The organism is Acidovorax temperans (assembly GCF_006716905.1).
Classification (GTDB): domain Bacteria; phylum Pseudomonadota; class Gammaproteobacteria; order Burkholderiales; family Burkholderiaceae_C; genus Acidovorax; species Acidovorax temperans.
The window spans coordinates 50568-73321 of the sequence record NZ_VFPV01000003.1; the positions used below are offsets into that span (position 1 = coordinate 50568).

Sequence of the window (22754 nt, forward strand, 5' to 3'; positions counted from 1 at the left end):
TGGGGATTAGGCTGGGGGTAGATCTGTTGGACGAGTAGCGTCGTCCAGGCTCGGCGCGCTTGGCAAGGTCAACTCAAACCAGAAACAGCTGCCTTTGCCCAGCTCGCTCTCCACGCCCACGCGTCCGCCCATGCCCTCCACCAGGCGCTTGCAAAGTGCCAGCCCCAACCCCGCGCCCTCAAAAGAGCGCGTCGCCGACCCGTCCATCTGTTCAAAGATCGTGAACAGCCTGGGTTGGTCTGCGGCGGCAATGCCAATCCCCTGATCGATGACCCGCAACGACCATGTGGTGCGCTCGCCCGCTTCCTGGGCATGGATCTCCAGGCGGATGGCGCCGCTGTGGCTGAACTTCACGGCGTTGTCGAGCAGGTTCAGCAGCACTTGCTGGATGCGTTCTGCGTCACCCAGATGCCACTGTGCGGGCAGGCCTGGTGCGGGCACGAGTTCCAGCGAGAAGCCTTTTTGTGCCGCAAGCGGGGCGATCAGCCGTACCGAGCTGGCAGCTACATCGGGCACGGACAAAGGCTCTTGCTGGAAGGGGACCTGGTGTGCCTCTAGCGCCGCCAGGTCGATCAGATCGTTGAGCAGCACCATGAGCTTTTTCGCGGCCGTCTGCACTTCTTGCAGCATGGGCCGTACATCGGCTACGGCCGCACGCTTCAGTGCCAGTTCCGTCATCCCCATGATGAGTGTCATGGGCGTGCGCAGCTCGTGCCCCATATTCGCCAGGAACACGGTTTTGGTGCGCAATGCGGCTTCAGCCGCCTGCTTGGCCACAGACAGAGCAGACGTGCGCTCCTTGACCCGCTCTTCGAGCAATTGCCGCTCTTGCTGCAGCACGCTCTCCAGGCGCACACGCTCTGTCACATCGCGGCCAATGCTGTGGTACCCGGCGGGCCGGCCACGGGCGTCGAAATAGGCCCGGCCAGTCATTTCAAACCAGCGGATTTCGCCGTTCTTGCAAGGCAGCGGAAGGATGGCCAGCCGTTCTTTCTGGCGAAGGGCCTGGTCCAGGCTCTGCGCGCCCTCGGCCGTCAAGATAGCGGAGATGGGTCGCCCGATCACTTCATGCGCAGGCACGCCGCGCAGCCGCTCGTCGGCAGAACTCACATCCGCCACCGTCATGTCTGAGTTGAGGCGCCAGATCACGTCCTCGGCCCCTTCAGTGAGCAGCCGGTACTGCTGCTCGCGCTTGGACAGGTGCTTGTACAGGCGCTCGCCATGCGAAACGAAGATATGAAAACACATGCTGCACAACAGCGTTGCCAGCGTGAAAACGATCAGCGCGTGCTGCGTGTAAGGGTGGGACTGGATGCTGTTGGTACCCAGCACCAGTGCCAGACTGGCAAACGTGTAAGCAATACCCGCTCGCTTGTCCAACAGGATGTAAGCGGTGCCTACCCCCGTGAGGAACCAGACGGCTCGCAGCTCATTGGCCTGAGATTGCGTGAGTGCATAGGTGAACAGCAACAGCGCCGCCACCGTCATCACGACAGATACCGCGACGTAGTGCTGGGGGGCTGTCCGCACAATCGCCCACAACGCCAGCATGAGCAATATGCCCCCAATCAGCACCTGGCTCCAATAGGGCGGCGGCACGATGAGCGGCGTCAGCCCCAGAACTAGCAGAACCAGGCTGAACCCCACATTGGCCAGCAGTATCCAGTTGAGCAGGCGTATCTGGAACGCACGCATGCTGATGACGCTGGGCAGGGAGATGGGCATGGTGCTCGCCACTTTGAGATGAAGTCTATATTTTATGTTTTTATCATAAATTTTTTTCAAATAAATCAAATTTTATGATTGCAAGCCGCGGCAGATTTGGCTTGGTGCTGGGAAGAAGCAGCGCGCTGCTCCAGCTTCGCACTGTGTGTGCGTGGGGGTCTGCCCAGCTTTCCACTGCGGTGGGCTTGCAGGCGGCGCCATGAAAAAAGGGAACGTGACAATCACGTTCCCTTGGTAATTTGGGTGTATCGGCGGTAGGAGATTCAGCGTTTTTCTACACCTAGGGTGAGCATTTCATGGGGCTAAAAAAGACCCACATACCGAATGCTCAACATGCCAATCAAAGCGCTGCCGGTGCGCGTTTGCGGTCACGTTCGTCGTCGGGCCAAGCGTTCAAAATTGTGGTGTTCATGGGAAAAGCTCCTGAGATAGTCAGTCAACGCACTTACCGGATGGGTGGTTGACAGCATCGCCTTCACAAACACAAAAACTTGCACCGGTTTCGGTCAGAGATGGAGGGGGCTGCGCCACCTTCCAGAAACTCGCAGGCAGAAAAAAGCCCCGGAGTCCGGGGCTTTGAAAGAGGAACCTGGAGATGCGACGCCAATGTCGCCTGTTGCTCAGCAGCGGGCAGGAGAGCGTTTGCGATCGCGTTCGTCGTCGGGCCAAGCGTTCAACATGTGGGTGGTGTTCATACTGGAAAACTCCTGTGATGGAACCACAACGTGCGCCGTGCATGCCCGGTTGACACCCTGATCCAAAAAATTTCTGTTTTTTGTATGGCTTGATTTGCTCCTGAATTGATAGCTGTTGGCGCTTTCTGGGTAAGCGCTAGGCCCAAAAATCGTCAGCAATAGCCGGTGATGCTCATTCAAGCAGGGCTGCTGGCACCCATGTCTTCCAGGGCCGCAGAAATCTCCAGCCACCGCTCTTCGAGCTTTTCCGTTTCGTCTTGCCCTTGTTTTAGGCGTTTGCCGCAGTCGGCAATTTCCGCAGGGGGCAGGGGCTGGGTGAGTCGGGTTTCCAGTTCAGCACGCTCGGCGGCCAAGGTGGCCAAGCGTTTGTCGATCTGCTCCAGCTCTTTCTTGAGCGGGCGGGCTTTGTCTGCCAGTTGCTGGCGCGCCTGGGCATCCAGGCGGCGCTGTTCTTTGCTGTCCTTGATCTGAGGCGCGGGGGCAGCAGCCGCAGATGGAGGAGGCGTCGTTTCTGGCGCGGGGGTGGCAGGGGCTGCTGCTGCGATGCGGGCGGCGGCCTCGTCCTGGCGCGTTTGCTCGCGCAGGCGTTTGGATTCTTCCAGCAGGTAGCGCTGGTAGTCGTCCAGATCACCGTCGAAGGGGCCGACCACACCGCGCCCGACCAGCCAGAACTCGTCGCACACCGCGCGCAGCAGGGCGCGGTCATGGCTGACCAGCATCACGGTGCCTTCAAATTCGTTGAGTGCCATCGAGAGGGCTTCACGGGTGGCCAGGTCAAGGTGGTTGGTTGGTTCGTCCAGCAGCAGCAGGTTGGGGCGCTGCCAGACCATCATGGCCAGCACCAGGCGGGCTTTTTCGCCACCGCTCATGGTGCCCACGGCCTGTTTGACCATGTCACCGCTGAAGTTGAAGCTGCCCAGAAAGCTGCGCAGGTCCTGTTCGCGGGTGGATTCACGGGCGTTGGCGCCCATCTCGCGGGCCAGGCGGATCATGTGCTCCAGCGGGTTTTCGCCGGGGCGCAGCACGTCCAGTTCCTGCTGGGCGAAGTAGCCGATGGACAGGCCCTTGCCTTCCGTCACCGTACCGGCCAGCGGCGCCATTTCACGGGCGATGGTTTTGACCAGCGTGGACTTGCCCTGGCCATTGGCACCCAGGATGCCGATGCGCTGGCCGGCCAGAACCGAGCGGTTGACGCCTTGCAGAATGGTTTTGGTGCCGTCTTCAGTCTGGTAGCCAAACGAAGCATCGCTGATGGCCAGCATGGGGTTGGGCAGGTTGACCGGTTCCTTGAACTCGAAGGTGAACTCGGCCTCGGCGAGCAGGGGCGCGACGCGTTCCATGCGTTCCAGCGCCTTGACGCGGCTCTGCGCCTGCTTGGCTTTGCTGGCTTTGGCCTTGAAACGGTCGATGAACTTCTGCAGGTGGGCAATCTTGTCCTGCTGCTTGGCGTAGGCGGCCTGTTGCAGCTCCATTTGCTGGGCACGCAGCTCTTCAAATTTGCTGTAGTTGCCGCCGTAACGTGTCAGCTTGGCGCTATCAATTTGCAGCGTGACGTTGGTGACGGCGTCCAGAAACTCGCGGTCATGGCTGATGACGATCATCGTGCCGGCGTATTTTTTGAGCCAGGCTTCCAGCCACACCAGCGCATCCAAGTCCAAGTGGTTGGTGGGCTCGTCCAGCAGCAACAAGTCAGAAGGGCACATCAGCGCGCGAGCGAGCTGCAGCCGCATGCGCCAGCCGCCCGAGAAGCTGTTGACGGGGCGGTCAAGCTCATGCGCCTGAAAGCCCAGCCCCAGGATCAGCGCCTGGGCGCGTGGTTCTGCATCGTGGTCGCCTGCGTCAGCCAGGTCGGTGTAGACCTGCGCAATGGCCATGCCATGCTCCGGGTCGTCGTAGCTGGCGTCGCTGTTTTCGAGCTGCAGGCGCTGCGCGTGCAGTTCCGCCAGTCGGGTGTCGCCCGCCAGAACGAAGGCCGTGGCGGTTTCGTCTGTTTCCGGCATGTTCTGCGCCACCTGGGCCATGCGCCACTGCTTGGGAATGGAGAAATCGCCGCCGTCTTCGTGCAGCGTGCCATTGAGCAGGGCAAACAGGGTGGATTTGCCTGCGCCATTGCGGCCCACCAGGCCGACTTTTTCGCCGGGGTTGAGTGTGACGGAGACGTTGTCCAGCAGCACCTTGGTGCCCCGGCGCAGGACGATATTTTTGAGAGTGATCATGAGAGTGCAGGCAGGGCGGGGGCTGCGCAGTGCGTTGCCCTGTCCACCCTGTGTAGGGTAGGCCCCTGGCCCATCAACGCGGCACACGGTGAGTGTGTGCGGTGGGCTGGAGGCAGCCTTCTATTATCGGGGTTTCAGTGACCGGGTGGTCTGGGCCCGGTTTCGGGAAGAGGGCGGAAGCTCAAGATGCGCCGCCCACCTGCCGTCAGCCTTGTCCCAGCAAGGCTTGGCGGGTGACCAGCAGCACTTGGTCTTCACCGGCGCTGGTTTCGATCCAGAACACGGGCAATGTCGGGAAGGCAGCTTCAAAAAATTCCCGTTCGTTGCCGATTTCCAGCACCAACACGGCGTGTTCGCTCATGCGTGCGGGCGCATCGCGCAGCAGCCTGCGAATGAAATCCATGCCATCGGTGCCGCCTGCCAGGGCCAGTTCAGGCTCTGCCCGGTATTCGGCAGGCAGGTTCGACATGCTTTGCGCGTTGACGTAGGGCGGGTTGCACAGAATCAAGTCCCACGGGCCGGGTAGCGACTCCATGCCGTCCGAGATTTGTAACTGCACGCGCTGCGCCAAGCCGTGCTTGTCCACGTTGATGCGCGCAACGGCGAGCGCATCGGCAGAAATGTCAGCGCCCGTGACTTCTACTTCCGGGTACGCCATGGCGGCCAGGATGGCCAGGCTGCCATTGCCGGTGCACAAATCGAGCACACGGCGGGTGTGTTCCCCCAAAAAGTCGTCAATGCTGCCGTCGGCCAGCAGTTCAGCGATGAAGCTGCGGGGCACGATGGCGCGCTCGTCCACGTAGAACGGCACGCCTTGCAGCCAGGCCTCATGCGTGAGGTAGGCCGCAGGTTTGCGCGTCTGGATGCGCTGGTCGATCAACGCATCGACCGCAGCCGCTTCTTCGGCAGTCACGGTGCGGTGGGCGATGGAATCTGGCGCGTCAGACAGGTCGCTGTCCAGGGGCAGTCCCAGGCGCCACAACACCAGCCATGCGGCTTCGTCTTCGGCGTTGGTCGTGCCGTGGCCAAAAGCCAGTCCGGCAGAAGACAACCGCTGAGCAGCCCGTGCGACGGCGGCAGCGACGGTCAGGGGTTGGGTGGGGGTGTGGCTCATGCTGCCACCGCCATGCGTTCCAGCGCTTGCTGACGCAGGTTTTCCAGCGTGCGGCGATAAATGTTCTTCAGCGGTTCAATGTCGGCCACCACCACATACTCATCGATCTTGTGGATCGTGGCGTTGGGCGGGCCCAGTTCAATGACCTGGGGGCAGATCTGGGCGATGAAACGCCCGTCGCTGGTGCCGCCCGTGGTGGACAGTTCGGTGGAAAGCCCCGTTTCGCCGGCAATGGCTTGTTGCACTGCGGTGACCAGCTCTCCAGGCGTGGTCAGGAAGGGCTGGCCGCCCAGCGTCCAGCGCAGGTCGTATTCCAGTCCATGGCGGTCGAGCACGGCGTGCACCCGCTGCTGCAGGCTTTCGGCTGTGGATTCTGTGCAGAACCGGAAGTTGAAGTCCACCACCACATCGCCGGGGATGATGTTGGTGGCGCCCGTGCCCCCGTGGATGTTGCTGATCTGCCAGCTGGTGGGCGGGAAGAAGGCGTTGCCTTGGTCCCACACGGTGGCTGCCAGTTCGGCCAGCGCAGGCAGGGCTTGGTGGATGGGGTTGCGGGCGAGTTGGGGATAGGCGATGTGGCCCTGGATGCCGCGCACGGTGAGCTTGCCGCTCAAGGTGCCGCGGCGGCCGTTCTTGATCATGTCGCCCGTGCGCTCGACCGAGGTGGGCTCACCCACGATGCAATAGTCGAGAGGCTCACCACGCGCGCGGAGTTGCTCCACCACCACCTTCGTGCCATCCACGGAAGGGCCTTCCTCGTCGCTGGTCAGCAGGAAAGCGATGTTGAGCGGTGCATCAGGGTAGGCAGCCAGAAATTCTTCCACGGCCACCACAAACGCGGCAATGGACGTCTTCATGTCGCTGGCGCCACGCCCGTACAGCTTGCCGTCCTTGTGGGTGGGGGTGAACGGGTCACTGCTCCACTGGGCCAACGGGCCTGTGGGCACCACGTCGGTATGGCCTGCAAATACTATGGTTTTGATAGCTGCTGGCGCTTGTCCAGATTGCGCTGCAGGCCTTTTTGCCCACAAGTTGCTGACACGGAAATCGGCAGGCCCGCTGTCCAGCCGTTCGCACACAAATCCCAGGGGTTGAAGGCGCTGCGCGAGCAGTTCCAGGCATCCTTCGTCCAGCGGCGTGATGGAGGGCAGGGCGATCAGTTGTTCAGCAAGGTGCAGGGTACGGGTCATTGGCAATCACAGGTTTCAAGCGCGCTGGGCCCAACGGGCTCAGCTGCCTTTGACGTCCAGCACGATCTCGGTGAACGAGGGCTGGTCGTCGGGGGTGTCGCGGGCTTCTTTTTGCGCTTTCGCGGCATTGGCGGCCTGGGCAAAGTCGTTTTGCAGGCGCCACATCAGGTTGGTGGGCGAATCGGCATAGGCCATGCCTTCCTTGCGGTCGATCTTCTTTTCCATGATCAGGCGCGCGAGGTCTTCTTCAAAGGTTTGCGAACCTTCGGCCATGGATTTCTCCATGGCGTCTTTGACGCCGGAAAAGTCGCCTTTTTCCACCAGATCAGCCACCAGCTTGGTATTGAGCATGACTTCCACGGCAGGAACGCGTGCGCCTTCCACCGTGCGCACCAGGCGTTGCGAGACGATGGCTTTGAGGGACGAGGCCAGGTCACCGAGCATGGTGGGGCGCACCTCGGCAGGGTAGAAGCTCAGAATGCGGTTGAGTGCCTGGTAGCTGTTGTTGCCGTGCAAGGTAGCAAGGCACAAGTGGCCCGACTGCGCATACGCGATGGCCGAGGACATGGTTTCCCGGTCACGGATTTCCCCGATCAGAATCACGTCAGGGGCTTGGCGCAGTGCATTCTTGAGGGCGGTCTGCAGCGATTGGGTGTCACTGCCGATCTCGCGCTGGTTCACGATCGATTTCTTGTTGCGGAACTGGTATTCCACCGGGTCTTCGATGGTGAGAATGTGCCCGGACATCAAGGCGTTGCGCGTGTCGATCATGGAGGCCAGGGTGGTGCTTTTGCCAGAGCCCGTAGCGCCCACCACCAGAATCAGGCCGCGCTTTTCCAGAATCAGTTCGGTCAGGACGGGCGGCAGGTTCAGCGATTCAAAATCGGGCACCTGCTGCGAGATGAAGCGAACCACCACGGCATAGCTGCCGCGCTGGCGCATGGCGCTGATACGGAAGCGCCCGACGCCTGAGAGCGGCACGCCCATGTTCAGCTCGCCGGTTTCCTCCAGCTCTTCAATGCGCTCGGCGGGGACGATTTCAGACAGCAGGTTGCGTGGAGCGTCTGGCGGCAGCACCTGGTTGTTGATCGGTATGCACTCGCCGTTGATCTTGATCAGCGCCGGGGCGTTGGCAGACAGGTAAACGTCTGACGCTTTCTTTTCGCTCATCAGGCGAAGAATCCGCTCCATCGTACTCATGGGTATCTCCCTCTCGTTCTGGGTCTGCCAGCGGCCTAGGCGGCTCTTTTCAAGGCCGGCGCGGCGCGCGCGCCAGCCCTGGGCCTGCGCGATCAGTCGCGCAGCAGATCGTTGATGCTGGTCTTGGAACGCGTTTGCGCATCCACTTGCTTGACGATGATGGCGGCATACATGCTGTAAGGCGCGCCGTTGGCGGCCGTCTTGGGCAGGTTGCCGCTGACCACCACGGAACCTGCAGGCACGCGGCCGTAGCTGATTTCGCCGGTAGCGCGGTTGAAGATGGGGGTGCTTTGGCCCAGGTACACGCCCATGCCCAGAACCGAGTTTTCTTCCACCACCACGCCTTCGACGACTTCGGAGCGCGCACCGATGAAGCAGTTGTCTTCAATGATGGTGGGGCCTGCTTGCAGCGGCTCCAGCACGCCGCCAATGCCCACGCCGCCCGACAGGTGCACGCCAGCGCCGATCTGTGCGCAGGAACCCACGGTGGCCCAGGTGTCCACCATGGTGCCTTCGCCGACATAGGCGCCGATGTTGACGTAAGAGGGCATCAGGATGGCGCCCTTGGCGATGTAGCTGCCGCGGCGGGCCACGGCTGGAGGCACCACGCGCACGCCGGTCGCCTTGAGTTCATCAGCGCTCAGGTGGGCAAACTTGGTTTGCACCTTGTCGTAGAAAGTCAGGTCGCCCGACTGGATGACGTCGTTGTCCTTGAGGCGGAAGGACAGCAGCACGGCCTTCTTGATCCACTGGTGTACCGTCCATTGGCCCACGGCCTCACGGGTAGCCACGCGCAGCGTGCCGTTGTTCAGCTCGGCAATCACTTGCTCCACCGCATCCACCACTTCCTTGGGGGCAGAGGCGGGGGACAGGTTGGCGCGGTTTTCCCAGGCGGTTTCGATGGTGTTTTGCAGTTGTTGGCTCATGTTGTTCAAGCAGTACGGGATTGGATGAATTGGACGATGCGCAGGGCGGCTTCCACGCATTCTTCGGTGTCGGCCACCAGGGCCATGCGCACGCGCTGGGCGCCGGGGTTGCTGCCCTGCGCCTCGCGGGCCAGGTAGCTGCCAGGCAGCACGGTGACATTGTATTGAGCCAAAAGGGCCTTCGCGAACTCAGCATCGGTCATGCCCAGTGCATCGGGCACCTTGGCCCAGAGGTAAAAACCTGCATCGGGCAAGGCCACATCCATCACGCCTGCCAGCAAGGGGGTGACTTGTGCGAACTTCTTGCGGTACAGGGCCCGGTTTTGCGCCACATGTTCCTCATCGCCCCAAGCAGCGATGCTGGCCTCTTGCACGATGGGGCTCATGGCGCTGCCGTGGTAGGTGCGGTAGAGCAGGAAGTTCTTGATCAAGGCCGCGTCGCCAGCCACGAAGCCGCTGCGCAGGCCGGGCACGTTGCTGCGCTTGGACAGGCTGGTGAAGGAGATCAGGTTCTTGAAATCGTGCCGCCCCAGCTTCTTGGCCGCTTCCAGGCCGCCCAGCGGTGGCTCGTCACGGAAGTAAATTTCGCTGTAGCACTCGTCCGATGCGATGACAAAGCCGTAACGGTCGCTCAAGGCAAACAGCTTGTGCCACTCGTTCAGCGGCATGACCGCACCTGTGGGGTTGCCGGGCGAGCACACAAAGATCAACTGGGTGCGCTGCCATACGTCCAGAGGCACGCCGTCCCAGTCCACCGCGAAGTTGCGGGCCGGGTCGCTGGGGGCGTAATAAGGCTTGGCGCCCGCCAGCAGGGTTGCGCCTTCGTAGATTTGATAGAACGGGTTGGGGCAGACCACCATGGGGTCTGGTTGGGCCCCGTCAATGACTGTTTGAGCAAATGCGAACAGCGCTTCGCGAGAGCCGTTGATCGGGAGCACCTGCGTGGCGGGGCTCAGGTCGAGCTGATAGCGGCGCTGGATCCACTCGGTGAAAGCGGTGCGCAAGCGGATGTCTCCTGCGGTGGCCGGGTAGCTGGCCAATCCCTCCAGGTGGCTGCAAAGCGTATCTTTGATGAACTGGGGTGTGGGATGGCGGGGTTCGCCCATGCCCAGGCTGATCGCGGAGTAGTTGGCCGGGAGCGTCACCTCGGCAAACAGTTGCTTCAACCGCTCAAAAGGGTAGGGCTGCAGGAGAGAAAGCAGGGAATTCATGGGGTTGCATTATGGTGGATGCCTGTACTACCGTGGGCTACCAAAGCACGGGTGCAACCGACGCTTTCGACTGGGTGGTTACCCTGAATGTCAGCCTGTCGTCAACGCAGCGTAAGAGCCGGCCCCTAGCATGGGTTAGATACAACTAGAAACAGGAGACAAGAGACATGGTGGCGTTTTCACCTTTGCGGCCGGGTGCATGGCTGATGAGGCGGCTCAAGCTGCCCGGAAAACTCGGCTGGTGCGCTGCCCAGTCGCTGGTGGCCGTGGTGCTTGCCGTGATGGCGGCGCCCTGGTGGCTCACTGCGGTGGCTTGCGTTCTGATGCTGTATGTGCAGCTGGTGTTGTGGTTGACTCTGTCGCACGACATGGCTTTGGTCGCGCGGTCGATGCAGCAAACCACGCAGGGTGATCTGACCGTGCACGCCAGCCTGCAGGGGCATGACGAAATGGCCGAGATGGCCCGTTCGCTGGACCAGATGGTCTACAAGCTATCGGCCATGGTGGCTGACATTCGCAGCAACGCAGCCCTGGTGGCCCACGCCGGCCAGAGCCTGGCGCATGGCAACCGCGCGTTGGCCGACCGGACTGAGCAGTAGGCAGCCAACCTGGAGGAGACGGCAGCCAGTGTGGAAGAGCTTTCGTCCACTGTGCAAAACAATGCCCATACCGCCTTGAGTGCCGACCAGAAAGCCGCACAAGTGCGGCAGGCGGCGGACACCGGCGCGCAGGCCATGGCCCGTGCGGTGCAGTCGGTGGAAGCCATTCAGCAAGGCGCCCGGCGCATGAGCGAAATCATTGGCGTGATCGATGGCATCGCCTTTCAAACCAATATCCTGGCGCTCAATGCTGCAGTCGAGGCGGCCCGGGCTGGTGAGCAAGGCCGGGGGTTTGCCGTGGTGGCGTCCGAGGTTCGCATGCTGGCGCAGCGCTCTGGCGAGGCGGCCCGCGAGATTCGCGACTTGATCCAGACGTCGGTGGGGCAGGTCGAATCCAGTGCCAGCCTGATCCGCTCAGCAGGCGAGGGCATTTCGGCGATGGCCGGGGGCATCCACAGCGTGGCCGCCAGCATGAGCGAGATTGCCAACTCCAGCAACGAGCAGAGCACGGGCCTCAAGGAAATCAGCGGCGCGGTCCAGCAGCTGGATCAGATCACACAGGACAACGCCCAGATGGTGGGGCTGGCCGTGCAGCAGGCCGAAGCTCTTGAGCAGCGTGCCAGCACGTTGAACCGTGCGGTGGCCGCCTTCCGACTGCAACAGGGTACCGCGGAAGAAGCGGTGGGCCTGGTGCGCAAAGCGGTTGAGTTGCACCGATCCACATCCAGGGAACAGTTTTTGAGCCGCATCACCGACAAGGCGGGCAGTTTTCATGACCGCGATATGTATGTGTTCGTACTCGACGAAACCGGCCGCTACCTGGCTTTTGGTGGCAACCCTGCCAAGGTGGGCACCCGAGTGCAGGACATTCCGGGGATCGCAGGCGATCAACTGGTGCACGACATCGTGGCACAGGCGCAGCATGGGCCTGGCTGGGTGGAATATGACATCACCAATCCCGCCACTGGCGTGGTGCAGACCAAGATGTCTTTTGTGAGCCAGGTGGATGCGGGATATGTAGGCTGCGGCGTCTACAAGACGCTTGCTGCGCGCTGAGAGGCACTTGGTAGGCGCGGTACGCACAAGCCCCCAGCGCCCGTCAGCCCAACCGCTGGGCTTGCGTTGCGGGCTTGGAAGGCTTAGCTTCGCGCCCGCAATTGCCTGGCGCGCTCCATGGCGGCGGCAATGGCGGCGCGGCGGGCCTCCGCTGCGTCGGCCGCCGGTGCAGCAGCAGCCGGCTGCGGTGTTGCGCTGGCAGGTTCCGGGTCGCAGAGCGTTGCTACATCTTTATCCGCTTCTGGTGCTGTGCGCTCCAGCCGCAAGGTTCGGGCTGCGTAACGTTGTCTGGCTTCGTCGGCTTGCTCTGCACTCCAGGCGGCCCAGCCGGTGCGTGAGCCTGTGGCGTTCTCCAGCTGAATGCAGTCGACCGGGCACACCGGCACGCACAACTCGCAGCCGGTGCAGTGTGATTCCATCACGGTGTGCATCAGCTTGTTGGCGCCCACGATGGCATCGGTGGGGCAGGCCTTGATGCACAGCGTGCAGCCTATGCACCAGTTTTCATCAATCAACGCCACGGCACGTGGCGACTCGACGCCGTGTTCGGGGCTGAGGGTGACCTCCGGCAGGCCGGTGATGGCCGACAGCCGCGCGACGCCTTCAGCGCCGCCGGGAGGGCACTGGTTGATTCCTGCTTCACCAGCCGCGACAGCGCGCGCGTAGGCCGCGCAATCGGGGTAGCCGCAGCGGGTGCACTGCGTTTGCGGTAGGGCTGCGTCGATCCGACGCGCCAAATCGCTCATCGGGGTGCCCACCCTGGCGGGCACGACAGGGCTCAAGCCTTGCGCGCCGAGGATCGGCGCGGGCGCTGCGCGGGGCTGGCTGACACGTTGGCCGCAGCCATGGCGTCTGTATCCGATGGAGCCACCTCGGCAGCAGCGCCCGATTTACCAGCAGCTGCCGGTTTCAAGCCTGCCTGGTGTTCCAGAATGAAGGCCTTCACCTGCGGGTACACCAGTTCGCGCCAGCGGCGGCCACTGAAGATGCCGTAGTGCCCGGCACCCTTGGCTTCCAGGTGGCGCTGTTCCTTGCTCACAATGCCGGTGCACAGGTCGTGGGCGGCCTTGGTTTGGCCGGAGCCCGAGATATCGTCCAGTTCGCCCTCTACGGTGAACAGGGCCGTGGTGGTGATGTCCTGGGGACGCACGCGCTCGATCTTGCCTTCGGGCGAGCGCACATCCCAGGTGCCGTGCACCAGCTTGTATTCCTGGAACACCGTCTTGATGGTTTCCAGGTAGTAGTCGGCGTCCATGTCGAGCACCGCGTTGTACTCGTCGTAGAACTTGCGGTGGGCTTCGGCGCTGGCGTCGTCGCCCTTGATCAGGTTCTTGAAGTAGTCATAGTGGCTGGTGGCGTGCCGGTCAGGGTTCATTGCCACAAAGCCCGTGTGCTGCAGAAAGCCTGGGTACACACGCCGGCCAGCGCCGGGGAAGTTGTCTGGCACGCGGTAGATCACATTGTTTTCAAACCACTCATAGCTGCGGTTCATGGCCAGGTTGTTCACGGCCGTGGGCGATCGGCGCGCGTCAATGGGGCCGCCCATCATGGTCATGGTCAGCGGGGTGGTTTCACCGCGGCTGGCCATCAACGACACCGCTGCCAGCACAGGCACCGTAGGCTGGCACACACTGATGACGTGGCAGTTGCCGTACACGCCCTGCAGGTAGCGAATGAACTCCTGCACGTAGTTGATGTAGTCATCCAGGTGGAACTCACCTTCGGACAGCGGCACCAGGCGGGCGTTTTTCCAGTCGGTGATGTAGACCTTGTGGTCCTTGAGCATGGTGCGCACGGTGTCGCGCAGCAACGTGGCGTAGTGCCCGGAAAGCGGTGCCACCACCAGCACCACTGGCTGGTTCTTGATCTTGGTCAGCGTGGCGGGGTCGTCGGAAAAGCGTTTGAAACGGCGCAATTCGCAAAAGGGCTTGTCCAGCTCCACCCGTTCATGGATGGCCACGCCCACGCCGTCCACCTCCACGCTGGGGATATCAAAGGTGGGCTTTTCGTAGTCCTTGCCCAGCCGGTACAGCAGGTCGTACCCCGCAGACATACGCTGTGCCATCGGGATCTGGTTGAATGGCGACAGGGGGTTGCTGAACAATTTGGACGCGGCTTGCGCGAAGTCAGCAAAAGGCTCCATCAAGGAGCGCTGGGTTTCGTAAATCTGGTAGAGCATGGGGCGAAACTCCGTTATGTTGCGGTGCAATATAGCAGCACTCCGTAACAAAAGAATGGAGTAGAACCACCAATCTGTAGTCGCCTTGGAGACAGGTTGGGTGCGTTCGAAGGCACTGGCTTTGGCATCTCAAAGCCTTTGAAAACAACTGATTTGCTATCAATAGAATAGCTGCTGGCGCTTTGTCATTGGGCGTTAGAGCTGATTTTTACTCTATTTTCTGCCAGTGCCGCACAGGCGGTTCGGCATCTCGGCCAGAAGTCCATCAAACCTGGTTTTCTGCCAGCCAGGCTTCAAAGGCCTGGCGGGCCACGTTGCGCAACGCGGTGCGAAACAGCTTTTTGTCCCCCAGGTACAGGCAATGCCGAATCACGGTGAAGGGGTTGAAGGACGCGTCAGGGTTTTGTTCCTCGAAGTGCAGCTTGTACTTCTTGACCGTGCCAATCGTGTGGCGCAACAGCTCATTGAGCTGGGCGCGTGTCATGCCCGGCTGCCACTGGTGGATGTCGGCCACAAAGCTGTCTACCTTGGAAGGCTCGAACTCGAAGTCCTTGAAAAAGTGGTTGGCAATCTTGAGGAAGGTGAACGCGTTGAGCTCGCTGCCCAGGCTGGGGGATTTGGTGGGCTCCAGCGGATCGGTCTGCGTTTCTGGTGCGGGCTCGGCGGTTTCGTCCGGGGCCTTGAGCAGCTCGGCAGCGGTGGCGTCGCGAATCTGCAAAAACTCCCGGTCAGCCAGCTCGAACAGGGCAGACAGCACATTGATACGGCGTTTGAGCTGCCCGGGAATGGATTTCTTGTACTTGATCTTGTGGTCCAGCACACTCCACGAATCCTGGATGATGGTGCGGATCTGCAGCTCAAAAGGCCATGGGGCTTCTGCCGCGTGTTCGGGCGTGGCCCGTTGCGCATTGTTCCAGCGCAGGTCCAGGTGCAGGCCTTTGTAGCCAAATTCCGCTTCGGTGGACTCAACGGCTGCCACCTTGTCGGTCACTTCAATCACATCAAAGTGCGATTGCATGAGGTGGGCCACCTTCTCGATTTCGTCTTCGTACAGGCAGACCACGCGCACACCGATCAGGTCCGTGATCCAGTGCTGGATCTCGTAGGGCGTGTTGCGCTCTTCCAGGGCTGCGCGGTATTTGCGGCGGAATTTGCGGATGCACTCTTCCACGTCCTTGACGCGGCCCTCGACCTTGGAGATTTCCAGCCCCGGCGCAGCCTCGACCAGTGCCCGAACCGTGCTCACGACCCGCGCGCACGCGGCTTGCAGTTGCGTAAGGTGGTCGGCGTAGAAGTGGCGGAACTGGGTTTCTTCCAGCTCCAGGGGGATCTGGGCCATGGGTGTTTACAGGGTAGTGCAGCTGGGGATTTGCCGCCCGAGGGGGCGGTACCAGGCGTGGATTGTCCACCACACCCCAGGTGTCAGGCGCAGAAAAAGGTGTTGTGCGGGCGCCGTCACGGGGCTTGAAAATCGTTAAAAAGCATGTCGCACACCGTTTCCCCCGTTGATAATGGCCCTCGCTTTTGTGCCACCCGTTGGGCGGGCACGCCTTGAATGCACGATGCCTGTCCCTGACGCTCCTTTTGCACTGCCAGAATCTACCGGACTGTTACAGCGCCGGTGGGGATGGCTGTTGGCGCCCATTCTGTCGCTGGTGATGCTTAGCCTCACGTTCGCCCACTGGCGCAGTGAAGAGCGGGCGAGCAGCGAGCGGCGCGAAATTGACCTGCGGGTGGCTGCCGATCGCATGGCCTACAACCTGGCAGACCGCATGGCGTCGTACGAGCTGGTACTGCGCGGTTTGCGGGGGTACTTCGAAGGCTCGGAACGCATTGACCGCGAGGAGTTTCAGACCTACGTGAGCTCTCTGCAGCTGCAAGAGGTACGGCCGGGCCTGCGGGGCATTTCGCTGATTCTCAAGTTATCGCAGGAAGAGCTGCCCGCGCACATCCAGGACATGCGCCAGCGCGGCTTTTCTGACTACACCGTCCGCCCACCCGGGGTGCGGCCCCTGTATGCGGCCGTGACGCACATTGAACCCCTGGATGCTGACAACCAGCGTGCGCTGGGGCTGGATGCCTACGCCATCCCAACGGCCCGAGATGCCCTGGAGCGTGCTGCCGACACAGGTGTGCTGGCAGTATCGGGAATGCTGGCCCTGGAGCAAGACACTTCTGCCGCACCCAAGGGACTGGTGATGTACCTGCCTATCTATGCCAAGGGTGCTGCGCCGGAAAGCGCCGAGCAGCGCCGCAACGCTTTGCGCGGCTGGGTGTCGGCCCCGTTTTACATGGCCGATGTCATCGCCGGGCTCTCGCGCGAATTTGAATCCGACATTGCCCTGGATGTGATCGACGGCTCAGCCCCTGAAGGCCGGCAGCAGCTTTTTGCCGACCCGCGGGTGCAGTCCGTCAACACTCCACGCCAGCTGTTTCGCCAAGTGCAGTTTGGTGGCCGCACCTGGACGCTGCGCATGAGGCCACTGCCAGCCTTTGAAGACCGCTACGAGTACGAAACGCACCATATCTCTGCGTTGTTTGGCGTGGTGCTCAGCATCGTACTGGGCTGGTTTGCGTGGTTGCTGGCCACTGGCCGCACCCGGGCTGAAGCCCTTGCTTACCGCATGACGGCCGAGCTGCGCGGTACGCGCGACGAACTGGCCAGCACCCTCAACGCCATTCCCGATCTGTTGATGGAAATCGACGAGGAAGGCCGCATTCTTCACTGCCGTAGCGACCACCAGGCTTTGCTGGCCGAGGTGGCAGACAGTTTTGAGGGCCAGCGGCTGCAAGACATCGTGGCGCCGGAAGCCGTTGCGGGCTGCCGCGCCACGCTGCAGGCGGCCAGCGCCACAGGGTATTCGGCAGGGCACCAGTTCGCGTTGAGCCTGCAGGGGCGTCCGTACTGGTTTGAACTCTCGATTGCCAGAAAGTCCGGGCCCAGCGAGTCGATCCAGCGCTTCATCGCGCTGTCGCGGGACATCACGGAGCGCAAGCAAGCCGAGGCGCGCTCGCACCATCTGGCGTATTTCGACGCGCTCACGCAGTTGCCCAACCGCCGCATGCTGCTCGACCGCACAGAGCAAGCCGTGGCCGGTGCCCGCAAGTCGGGGCAAATTGGCGCCTTGCTGTTTGTGGACCTGGACAACTTCAAGCAAATTAACGATGCACGCGGGCATGCCGTGGGTGACGTGATGCTCAAGCAGGTCGCACAGCGCCTGCTTGGTTTGCAGCGCCCGGGGGACACGGTGGCCCGGCTGGGGGGCGATGAATTTGTGATGTTGATTGGCCAGCTGGGGCTGGACATGGAGAGTGCAGGGCGCACTGCGCTGCTGGCGGCCGAAGCCATCCGCACCGCGCTGGATGTGCCCTACAACATCCAGAACCACCACTACAGCAACACCTGCAGCATCGGCATTACGCTGTTCCCCAAGCAGCAGGAAGGTGCCGAAGACCTGCTGCGCGAGGCCGACACGGCCATGTACCGCGCCAAGGACATGGGGCGCAACCGCATTCGCTTCTATGAAGCGGCCATGCAGGCCGATGTGCAGGAGCGCCTGGCGCTGGAGCAGGACCTGAAAAAAGCCAGCGCCGAGGGCCAGCTGGCCGTGTTCGTGCAGTCGCAAGTGGATGCGCGCGGCGCAGTGGTGGGCGGCGAGTTGCTGATGCGCTGGAACCACCCCGAGCGTGGCAATGTGCCACCCAGCCGCTTCATCCCGGTGGCCGAGGCCTCAGGCCTCATCCTGCGCATGGGCGACTGGATGATTGGCAAGGCCTGCGAGGCCTTGGCCCAGCTTCAGGCGCAGGGGCTGGAATACACCATCTCGGTGAACGTGAGCGAGCGCCAGTTCCGGCAAGAAGATTTTGTGGAACGCATCCGCAACGTGCTCTCGGCCACCGGAGCGAAGGCAGAGTTGCTGATTCTGGAAGTGACCGAGAGCCTGCTGATTGAAAACCTCAGTGACACCATCGCCCGTATGACCGAGCTGGTGCACCTGGGCGTGCGCTTCTCCATCGACGACTTTGGCACCGGCTATTCCAGTCTGGCCTACCTCAAACGCCTGCCGCTGTACGAGCTGAAAATCGACAAGAGCTTTGTGCAGGACGCACCGGACGACCCGAGCGACACGGCCATCGTGCAGTCCATCCTGGCGGTGGCCAACCACCTCAAGCTGCGCGTGGTAGCCGAAGGGGTGGAGACGCAGGCCTAGGCAGATTTCCTCATCCAGAACCATTGCGAATGCCTGCAGGGCTATCTCTACAGCCGCCCGCAACCGCTACAGGGATGGTTGAGCGCGCAAATTGCTGCCGCTGGGCCTCGTTGAATCTGTTCGTCGTGTCGGTGCGCAAGGCCCAGCCTCCGGCAGCACCCTGCATTACCACTTGCTACCACTTGCCGTACGGTGCCGCCCATGACCGAAGAACTCCGCACCGTTGACGCTGCCTTGCTGAGCCACCTGCAAACCTGGCAGGGCAGAGCCGAAACTTTGCGCGACACCATCACCAGCGCTCCCGTCAGCGGCCTGTCGGCCACGCTGGACCGGGAAGACCCCGCTCCTGTTCCGGGCACTGCGCTGCCGCCGCTATGGCACTGGCTTTATTTTTTGCCCCAGGTGCGCCAAAGCGGTCTCGGGCCCGACGGCCACCCGGCGCGCGGCGGCTTTCTGCCCCCGGTGCCTCTGCCGCGCCGCATGTGGGCGGGTGGGCGTTTGCGGTGGGAAGAGCACAACCCCCTGTTGGTGGGCGATGCGGTGCAGCGCACCTCGCGCATCGAATCCATCACGCACAAGGCGGGCCGAACGGGGGATTTGGTGTTTGTGCTGGTCAAGCACGAGATTTCCAATGCCAAGGGCCTTGCGCTGACCGAAGAGCACGACATCGTCTACCGCGCTGCGCCCCAGCCCGGTGACCCGGTGCCAGTGCCTACCGCTGCGGAAACCGGCGCGCCCTGGCACCGTAGCATCACGCCAGACGATGTGCTGCTGTTCCGCTATTCCGCGCTCACCTTCAATGGCCATCGCATCCACTACGACCGGCGCTACGTCACTGAAGTCGAGGGCTATCCAGGCCTCATCGTGCATGGGCCGCTCATTGCCACACTGCTCATCGACCTGCTGCGCCGCCAGTGCCCCAGCGCCCGCGTGAAGAGTTTTCACTTCAAAGCCGTGCGGCCCACGTTTGACTTGCACCCGTTTGGCTTGAACGGCGCGCCATCGGCCGATGGGAAATCTGTGCGCCTCTGGAGCAATGACCATGAAGGCTGGCTCACCCTGCAGGGCACGGCCGAGCTTTTTTGAGTTTCGTCTGGTGCAAGCCCAGGATACGGGTCACCCGGCTGGCGTGTTGCAGGCGATTCACGGCACTGTCTGCGTGAACCCCATGGCTTGCCCCGGCCACCACTGGGGTTCGCTACCGCAAGGCGACGGTGGATTGGTTTGCTATTGAATCAATAGCTGCTGCCGCTGATGGCGTTTGGCCTGGATGCCGATTGGGCTTCAATTCAGGTGAAAAATCACCCCATTCGTCAGCACCTTTTCGCAGAGGGAATCAAAGCCAAATCAGGCTGTAACCTTCACCACGCAAGCGCCAGCAGCTATGCTTTTTGAAGTGATTGGCCTCAAAGGCCCAGGCGCTTGCGGGTTGGCGTGGTCGGTGGATATGGCTCCTGCCGACCAGCGCTCGCCGCCTCAGTGTTCCTGGTGGTTGGCCAGCGACTCGGCCACGGCCTGCTGCGCCAGGTGATACACCTCGCGGGCGGGGCGGTCTTTGAGCAGGTGGTTGCTCCACACCTGCCGCCAGATGCGCGCACCTGCCAGGCTGTGGCGCAGGCCCAGCATGTGCCGTGCAATGTGCGCCCAGGGCGTCCCGTACTGGGCGGCTTCGCGCTCCATGTACTCCACCATCGCCAGTTCCACCTCTTCACGCGTCAGGGGGCAGTGCACACCACCTTGTTCGCCGTAGTAGAGCGCGTCCCAGCGGGCCAGCCACCAGGGGTTGTGGTACGCCTCGCGGCCCACCATCACGCCGTCCAGGTGCTCCAGCTGTTCCTGCACCGCCTCGTCAGTGGTGAAGCCGCCGTTGATGGCAAAGGTGAACTGCGGAAAGTCGGCCTTCAGCTGGCGCACCACCTCGTAGCGCAGGGGCGGAATATCGCGGTTTTCCTTCGGGCTCAGGCCCTGCAGCCAGGCATTGCGCGCGTGCACGATGAACACGGTGCAGCCTGCATCCGCCACGGTGCCCACGAAGTCGCGCACAAAGCTGTAGCTTTCTTCCTTGTCGATGCCGATGCGGTGCTTCACCGTCACGGGCACATCCACCACATCGCGCATGGCTTTCACGCAGTCGGCCACCAGTTGCGGGGCCTTCATCAGGCTGGCGCCAAAGGCTCCGCGCTGCACGCGGTCACTGGGGCAGCCGCAGTTCAGGTTGATTTCGTCATAGCCCCACTGGGCGCCCAGCCGTGCGGCCTGGGCCAGGTTGGCGGGTTCGCTGCCGCCCAGCTGCAAGGCGACAGGGTGCTCTTCGGCATTGAAGCGCAGGTGGCGCTCTGTGCCCCCGTGGATGATGGCGCCTGCATTCACCATTTCGGTGTACAGCAGGGTGTGCCGGGTCAGCAGGCGGTGAAAGTAGCGGCAATGCCTATCAGTCCAGTCCATCATCGGGGCGATGGACATACGCCAGGGGCTTGTGGGGGAGGGCACGGGTTGTAGGGTAAGGAAAAGGGTGGGCGGGGCAAGCGGCTGGCATGGGCCTGCGGCCTTGCGGGGGTGGGATTATCCCATTGGCGTCCTGACCGCGTCGTGTGGTGGGCTTGCCCACCGCGCGGCCTGGGGCGATGGGCCGAGCTCGATTTGATAGCGAACATGTGCAGGGTTCATTTTTTGCATTTCTTGCCGAGGTTTCTTGATTTTTTGGGCAAAATGTAGCGAAACGTTTCTGTTGCTTTTCTCGCTGCCCCCTGTTCTGGCGTTTTCCTCGCCCCTTCCCATGCACCGCACCATTTTGACACACCGGTGGTCAACACCTTCCTGCGCGCGTTTTCGCGAATCACTTTGCGCCTGACGGGGTGGACGGTGGAGGGCCAGTTGCCCGACAAGGCGACCAAGAGCGTGCTGATTGCCGCGCCCCACACCAGCAACTGGGATTTGCCATATACGCTGATGCTGGCCTTTGTGCTGCGCCTGCGCGTGTACTGGATGGGCAAGCACAGCCTGTTCAAAGGCCCGCTGGGGCCGGTGATGCGCTGGCTGGGCGGGATTCCGGTGAACCGTGAGCAGGCCAACAACCTGGTGGCCTCGTCGGCAGAGGCCATGCGCCTGGCCACCGGGCCCATGCAGCTGATCGTGCCGCCCGAGGGCACGCGCGGCAAAACCAAGCGCTGGAAAACGGGCTTTTATTTCATTGCCCAGCAGGCGGGCGTGCCCATCGTGCTGGCGTTTGTCGATTACGGCCGCAAGGTGGGGGGGGCTGGGGCCGGTGTTTGAGCCCACTGGCGACCTGGAGCTGGACATGGCTGCCATCAAGGCTTTCTACGCACCCATTCGCGGCAAGAACCCGACACAGTTCGAGGTGTGAGCCGGTTTTATACAAAAACAGGCTCTAGCGCCCCATAGGGGCGTTGTTGCACAAATGCCGGTCGCAGCTGATGTAGGCTCGGGAGATGAGAGAGACGAGCTGGGGTCGGGTTAAGTACCGCACAACGAACTGGAAGGCTTACAACGCAGCGTTGAAGGCGCGAGGTGAGCTGACCATTTGGCTCGATAGGGATATGCAGTGGCTAGCTCAGCCCACGGGCAAGCGTGGTCGTTGCCAAAAATTCTCAGATGCGGCCATTCAGTTTTGCCTGACCATCAAGTGCTTGTTTGGCCAGCCCTTGCGCCAGACACTGGGCCTGGTTGAGTCGCTATTGGGTATGGCAGGCCTGGATTGGCCAGTGCCCGACTACAGCACGGTGTGTCGCAGGCAAAAGAGCTTGGATGTGCAGGTGCGCTACCGTGCAAGTGACAAAGGCTTGCACATGCTGGCCGACTCCACGGGCATCAAGTTCTTGGGCGAAGGTGAGTGGAAAACCAAAAAGCACGGCGCACAGCGGCGCCGCCAGTGGCGCAAGGTGCATCTGGGTATTGATGCCCAGACACTGCAGATTCGGGCCATCGCAGTAACAACCAATGAAGTGGGCGACTCGCCCATGGCAGCAGACCTGCTAGGTCAAATTCCAAGCAATGAAGAGATAGCTAGCTTTACCGGTGATGGGGCGTACGACACGCAGGATGTACATAAGGCGTGCTACCTGCGGGGAGCCATTCCAATCATCCCGCCGCGCAAAGGAGCGAAGCTGCGCAAAGGGCTGGCATTTGCTCACCGCAATGAAGCGGTCAAGGCGTGTAGGCAGTTGGGGCGGGCTATCTGGAAACGCTGGAGCGGCTACCACCGAAGGTCACTGGTGGAGACCAAGATGAATTGCTTCAAGCGCCTGGGCGAGAAGGTCATGGCCAGGACGTTTGAGCGCCAGGTGACCGAGCTGCACATCCGAGCTTCAATCCTCAATCAATTTACCGATCTGGGCACGCCCCAGACGGTCGCTGCTGCGTAAATCTATTTGGGATTGGGGATGCCTTGGCCTATGGCCGATTTATGCAACAA

17 protein-coding genes and 1 pseudogene are annotated in these 22754 nt (G+C 62.0%); 7 read left to right on the plus strand and 11 right to left on the minus strand.

Features of this window, described 5'->3' with window-relative positions:
• Positions 1–6 precede the first annotated feature (6 nt).
• The 7 genes from BDD18_RS15105 to dapC form a co-directional block, all read right to left on the minus strand.
• Positions 7–1725 carry a sensor histidine kinase gene (locus BDD18_RS15105; protein ID WP_142084194.1) on the minus strand — a complete coding sequence of 573 codons (1719 nt, stop codon included), beginning with the start codon at positions 1723–1725 and terminating at the stop codon, positions 7–9.
• 871 nt (positions 1726–2596) lie between these two features.
• Positions 2597–4636 (minus strand): ABC-F family ATP-binding cassette domain-containing protein, encoded by a 2040-nt coding sequence (locus BDD18_RS15110; protein WP_142084196.1) that lies wholly within the window; start codon positions 4634–4636, stop codon positions 2597–2599.
• A gap of 205 nt (positions 4637–4841) precedes the next feature.
• Complete coding sequence (gene prmB, locus BDD18_RS15115; RefSeq protein ID WP_142084198.1) at positions 4842–5750, minus strand: 50S ribosomal protein L3 N(5)-glutamine methyltransferase; 909 nt, start codon at positions 5748–5750, stop codon at positions 4842–4844.
• Complete coding sequence (dapE, locus tag BDD18_RS15120; RefSeq protein WP_142084200.1) at positions 5747–6940, minus strand: succinyl-diaminopimelate desuccinylase; 1194 nt, start codon at positions 6938–6940, stop codon at positions 5747–5749. The genes prmB and dapE overlap by 4 nt, the downstream gene beginning before the upstream one ends.
• A 39-nt stretch (positions 6941–6979) precedes the next feature.
• Positions 6980–8140: a PilT/PilU family type 4a pilus ATPase gene (locus tag BDD18_RS15125; RefSeq protein ID WP_142084202.1), complete on the minus strand. Its 1161-nt coding sequence runs from the start codon at positions 8138–8140 to the stop codon at positions 6980–6982.
• Positions 8141–8232: 92 nt separating this feature from the next.
• The gene (gene dapD, locus BDD18_RS15130) at positions 8233–9066 is read right to left on the minus strand and encodes a 2,3,4,5-tetrahydropyridine-2,6-dicarboxylate N-succinyltransferase (RefSeq protein WP_142084204.1); all 834 of its coding nucleotides are present in this window, start codon (positions 9064–9066) and stop codon (positions 8233–8235) included.
• A gap of 5 nt (positions 9067–9071) precedes the next feature.
• Entirely contained in the window at positions 9072–10277 is a 1206-nt protein-coding gene (dapC, locus tag BDD18_RS15135; RefSeq protein ID WP_142084206.1) for a succinyldiaminopimelate transaminase, read from the minus strand.
• Between the two features lie 167 nt (positions 10278–10444).
• Between dapC and BDD18_RS22945 the strand changes: the two genes are divergently transcribed.
• From BDD18_RS22945 to BDD18_RS22955, 3 genes and pseudogenes are all read left to right on the plus strand, one after another.
• Positions 10445–10876, plus strand: a complete 432-nt coding sequence (locus BDD18_RS22945) for a HAMP domain-containing protein (RefSeq protein WP_142084208.1) — start codon at positions 10445–10447, stop codon at positions 10874–10876.
• Between the two features lie 147 nt (positions 10877–11023).
• A pseudogene (locus BDD18_RS22950) lies at positions 11024–11374 on the plus strand (methyl-accepting chemotaxis protein); the annotation flags it as partial.
• Positions 11375–11449: 75 nt separating this feature from the next.
• Positions 11450–11932 (plus strand): cache domain-containing protein, encoded by a 483-nt coding sequence (locus BDD18_RS22955; RefSeq protein ID WP_420837334.1) that lies wholly within the window; start codon positions 11450–11452, stop codon positions 11930–11932.
• A gap of 83 nt (positions 11933–12015) precedes the next feature.
• Here BDD18_RS22955 and rsxB read toward each other — a convergent pair whose 3' ends face one another.
• From rsxB to BDD18_RS15160, 3 genes are all read right to left on the minus strand, one after another.
• On the minus strand, positions 12016–12678 hold the full coding sequence (gene rsxB, locus BDD18_RS15150) for an electron transport complex subunit RsxB (protein ID WP_142084212.1): 663 nt from the start codon (positions 12676–12678) through the stop codon (positions 12016–12018).
• A 32-nt stretch (positions 12679–12710) separates the two neighbouring features.
• Positions 12711–14111, minus strand: a complete 1401-nt coding sequence (locus tag BDD18_RS15155) for a polyhydroxyalkanoate depolymerase (protein WP_142084214.1) — start codon at positions 14109–14111, stop codon at positions 12711–12713.
• A 265-nt stretch (positions 14112–14376) separates the two neighbouring features.
• Positions 14377–15450 (minus strand): GTP pyrophosphokinase, encoded by a 1074-nt coding sequence (locus BDD18_RS15160; RefSeq protein WP_142084216.1) that lies wholly within the window; start codon positions 15448–15450, stop codon positions 14377–14379.
• 319 nt (positions 15451–15769) lie between these two features.
• Between BDD18_RS15160 and BDD18_RS15165 the strand changes: the two genes are divergently transcribed.
• Both BDD18_RS15165 and BDD18_RS15170 read left to right on the plus strand, forming a co-directional pair.
• Complete coding sequence (locus BDD18_RS15165; RefSeq protein WP_244939114.1) at positions 15770–18322, plus strand: bifunctional diguanylate cyclase/phosphodiesterase; 2553 nt, start codon at positions 15770–15772, stop codon at positions 18320–18322.
• A gap of 201 nt (positions 18323–18523) precedes the next feature.
• On the plus strand, positions 18524–19408 hold the full coding sequence (locus BDD18_RS15170; protein WP_242638256.1) for an HTD2 family dehydratase: 885 nt from the start codon (positions 18524–18526) through the stop codon (positions 19406–19408).
• Positions 19409–19798: 390 nt separating this feature from the next.
• Here the strand turns inward: BDD18_RS15170 and dusA are convergent, their stop codons facing one another.
• Entirely contained in the window at positions 19799–20770 is a 972-nt protein-coding gene (dusA, locus tag BDD18_RS15175; protein ID WP_244939146.1) for a tRNA dihydrouridine(20/20a) synthase DusA, read from the minus strand.
• A gap of 354 nt (positions 20771–21124) precedes the next feature.
• On the opposite strand from dusA, the gene BDD18_RS15180 reads away from it, so the two are divergent.
• Positions 21125–21595 carry a 1-acyl-sn-glycerol-3-phosphate acyltransferase gene (locus BDD18_RS15180; protein WP_420837328.1) on the plus strand — a complete coding sequence of 157 codons (471 nt, stop codon included), beginning with the start codon at positions 21125–21127 and terminating at the stop codon, positions 21593–21595.
• Between the two features lie 176 nt (positions 21596–21771).
• A complete protein-coding gene (locus BDD18_RS15185; RefSeq protein ID WP_142082744.1) occupies positions 21772–22704 on the plus strand; it encodes an IS5-like element ISAav2 family transposase in 933 nt (310 codons plus the stop codon).
• The last annotated feature ends 50 nt before the right edge of the window (positions 22705–22754 follow it).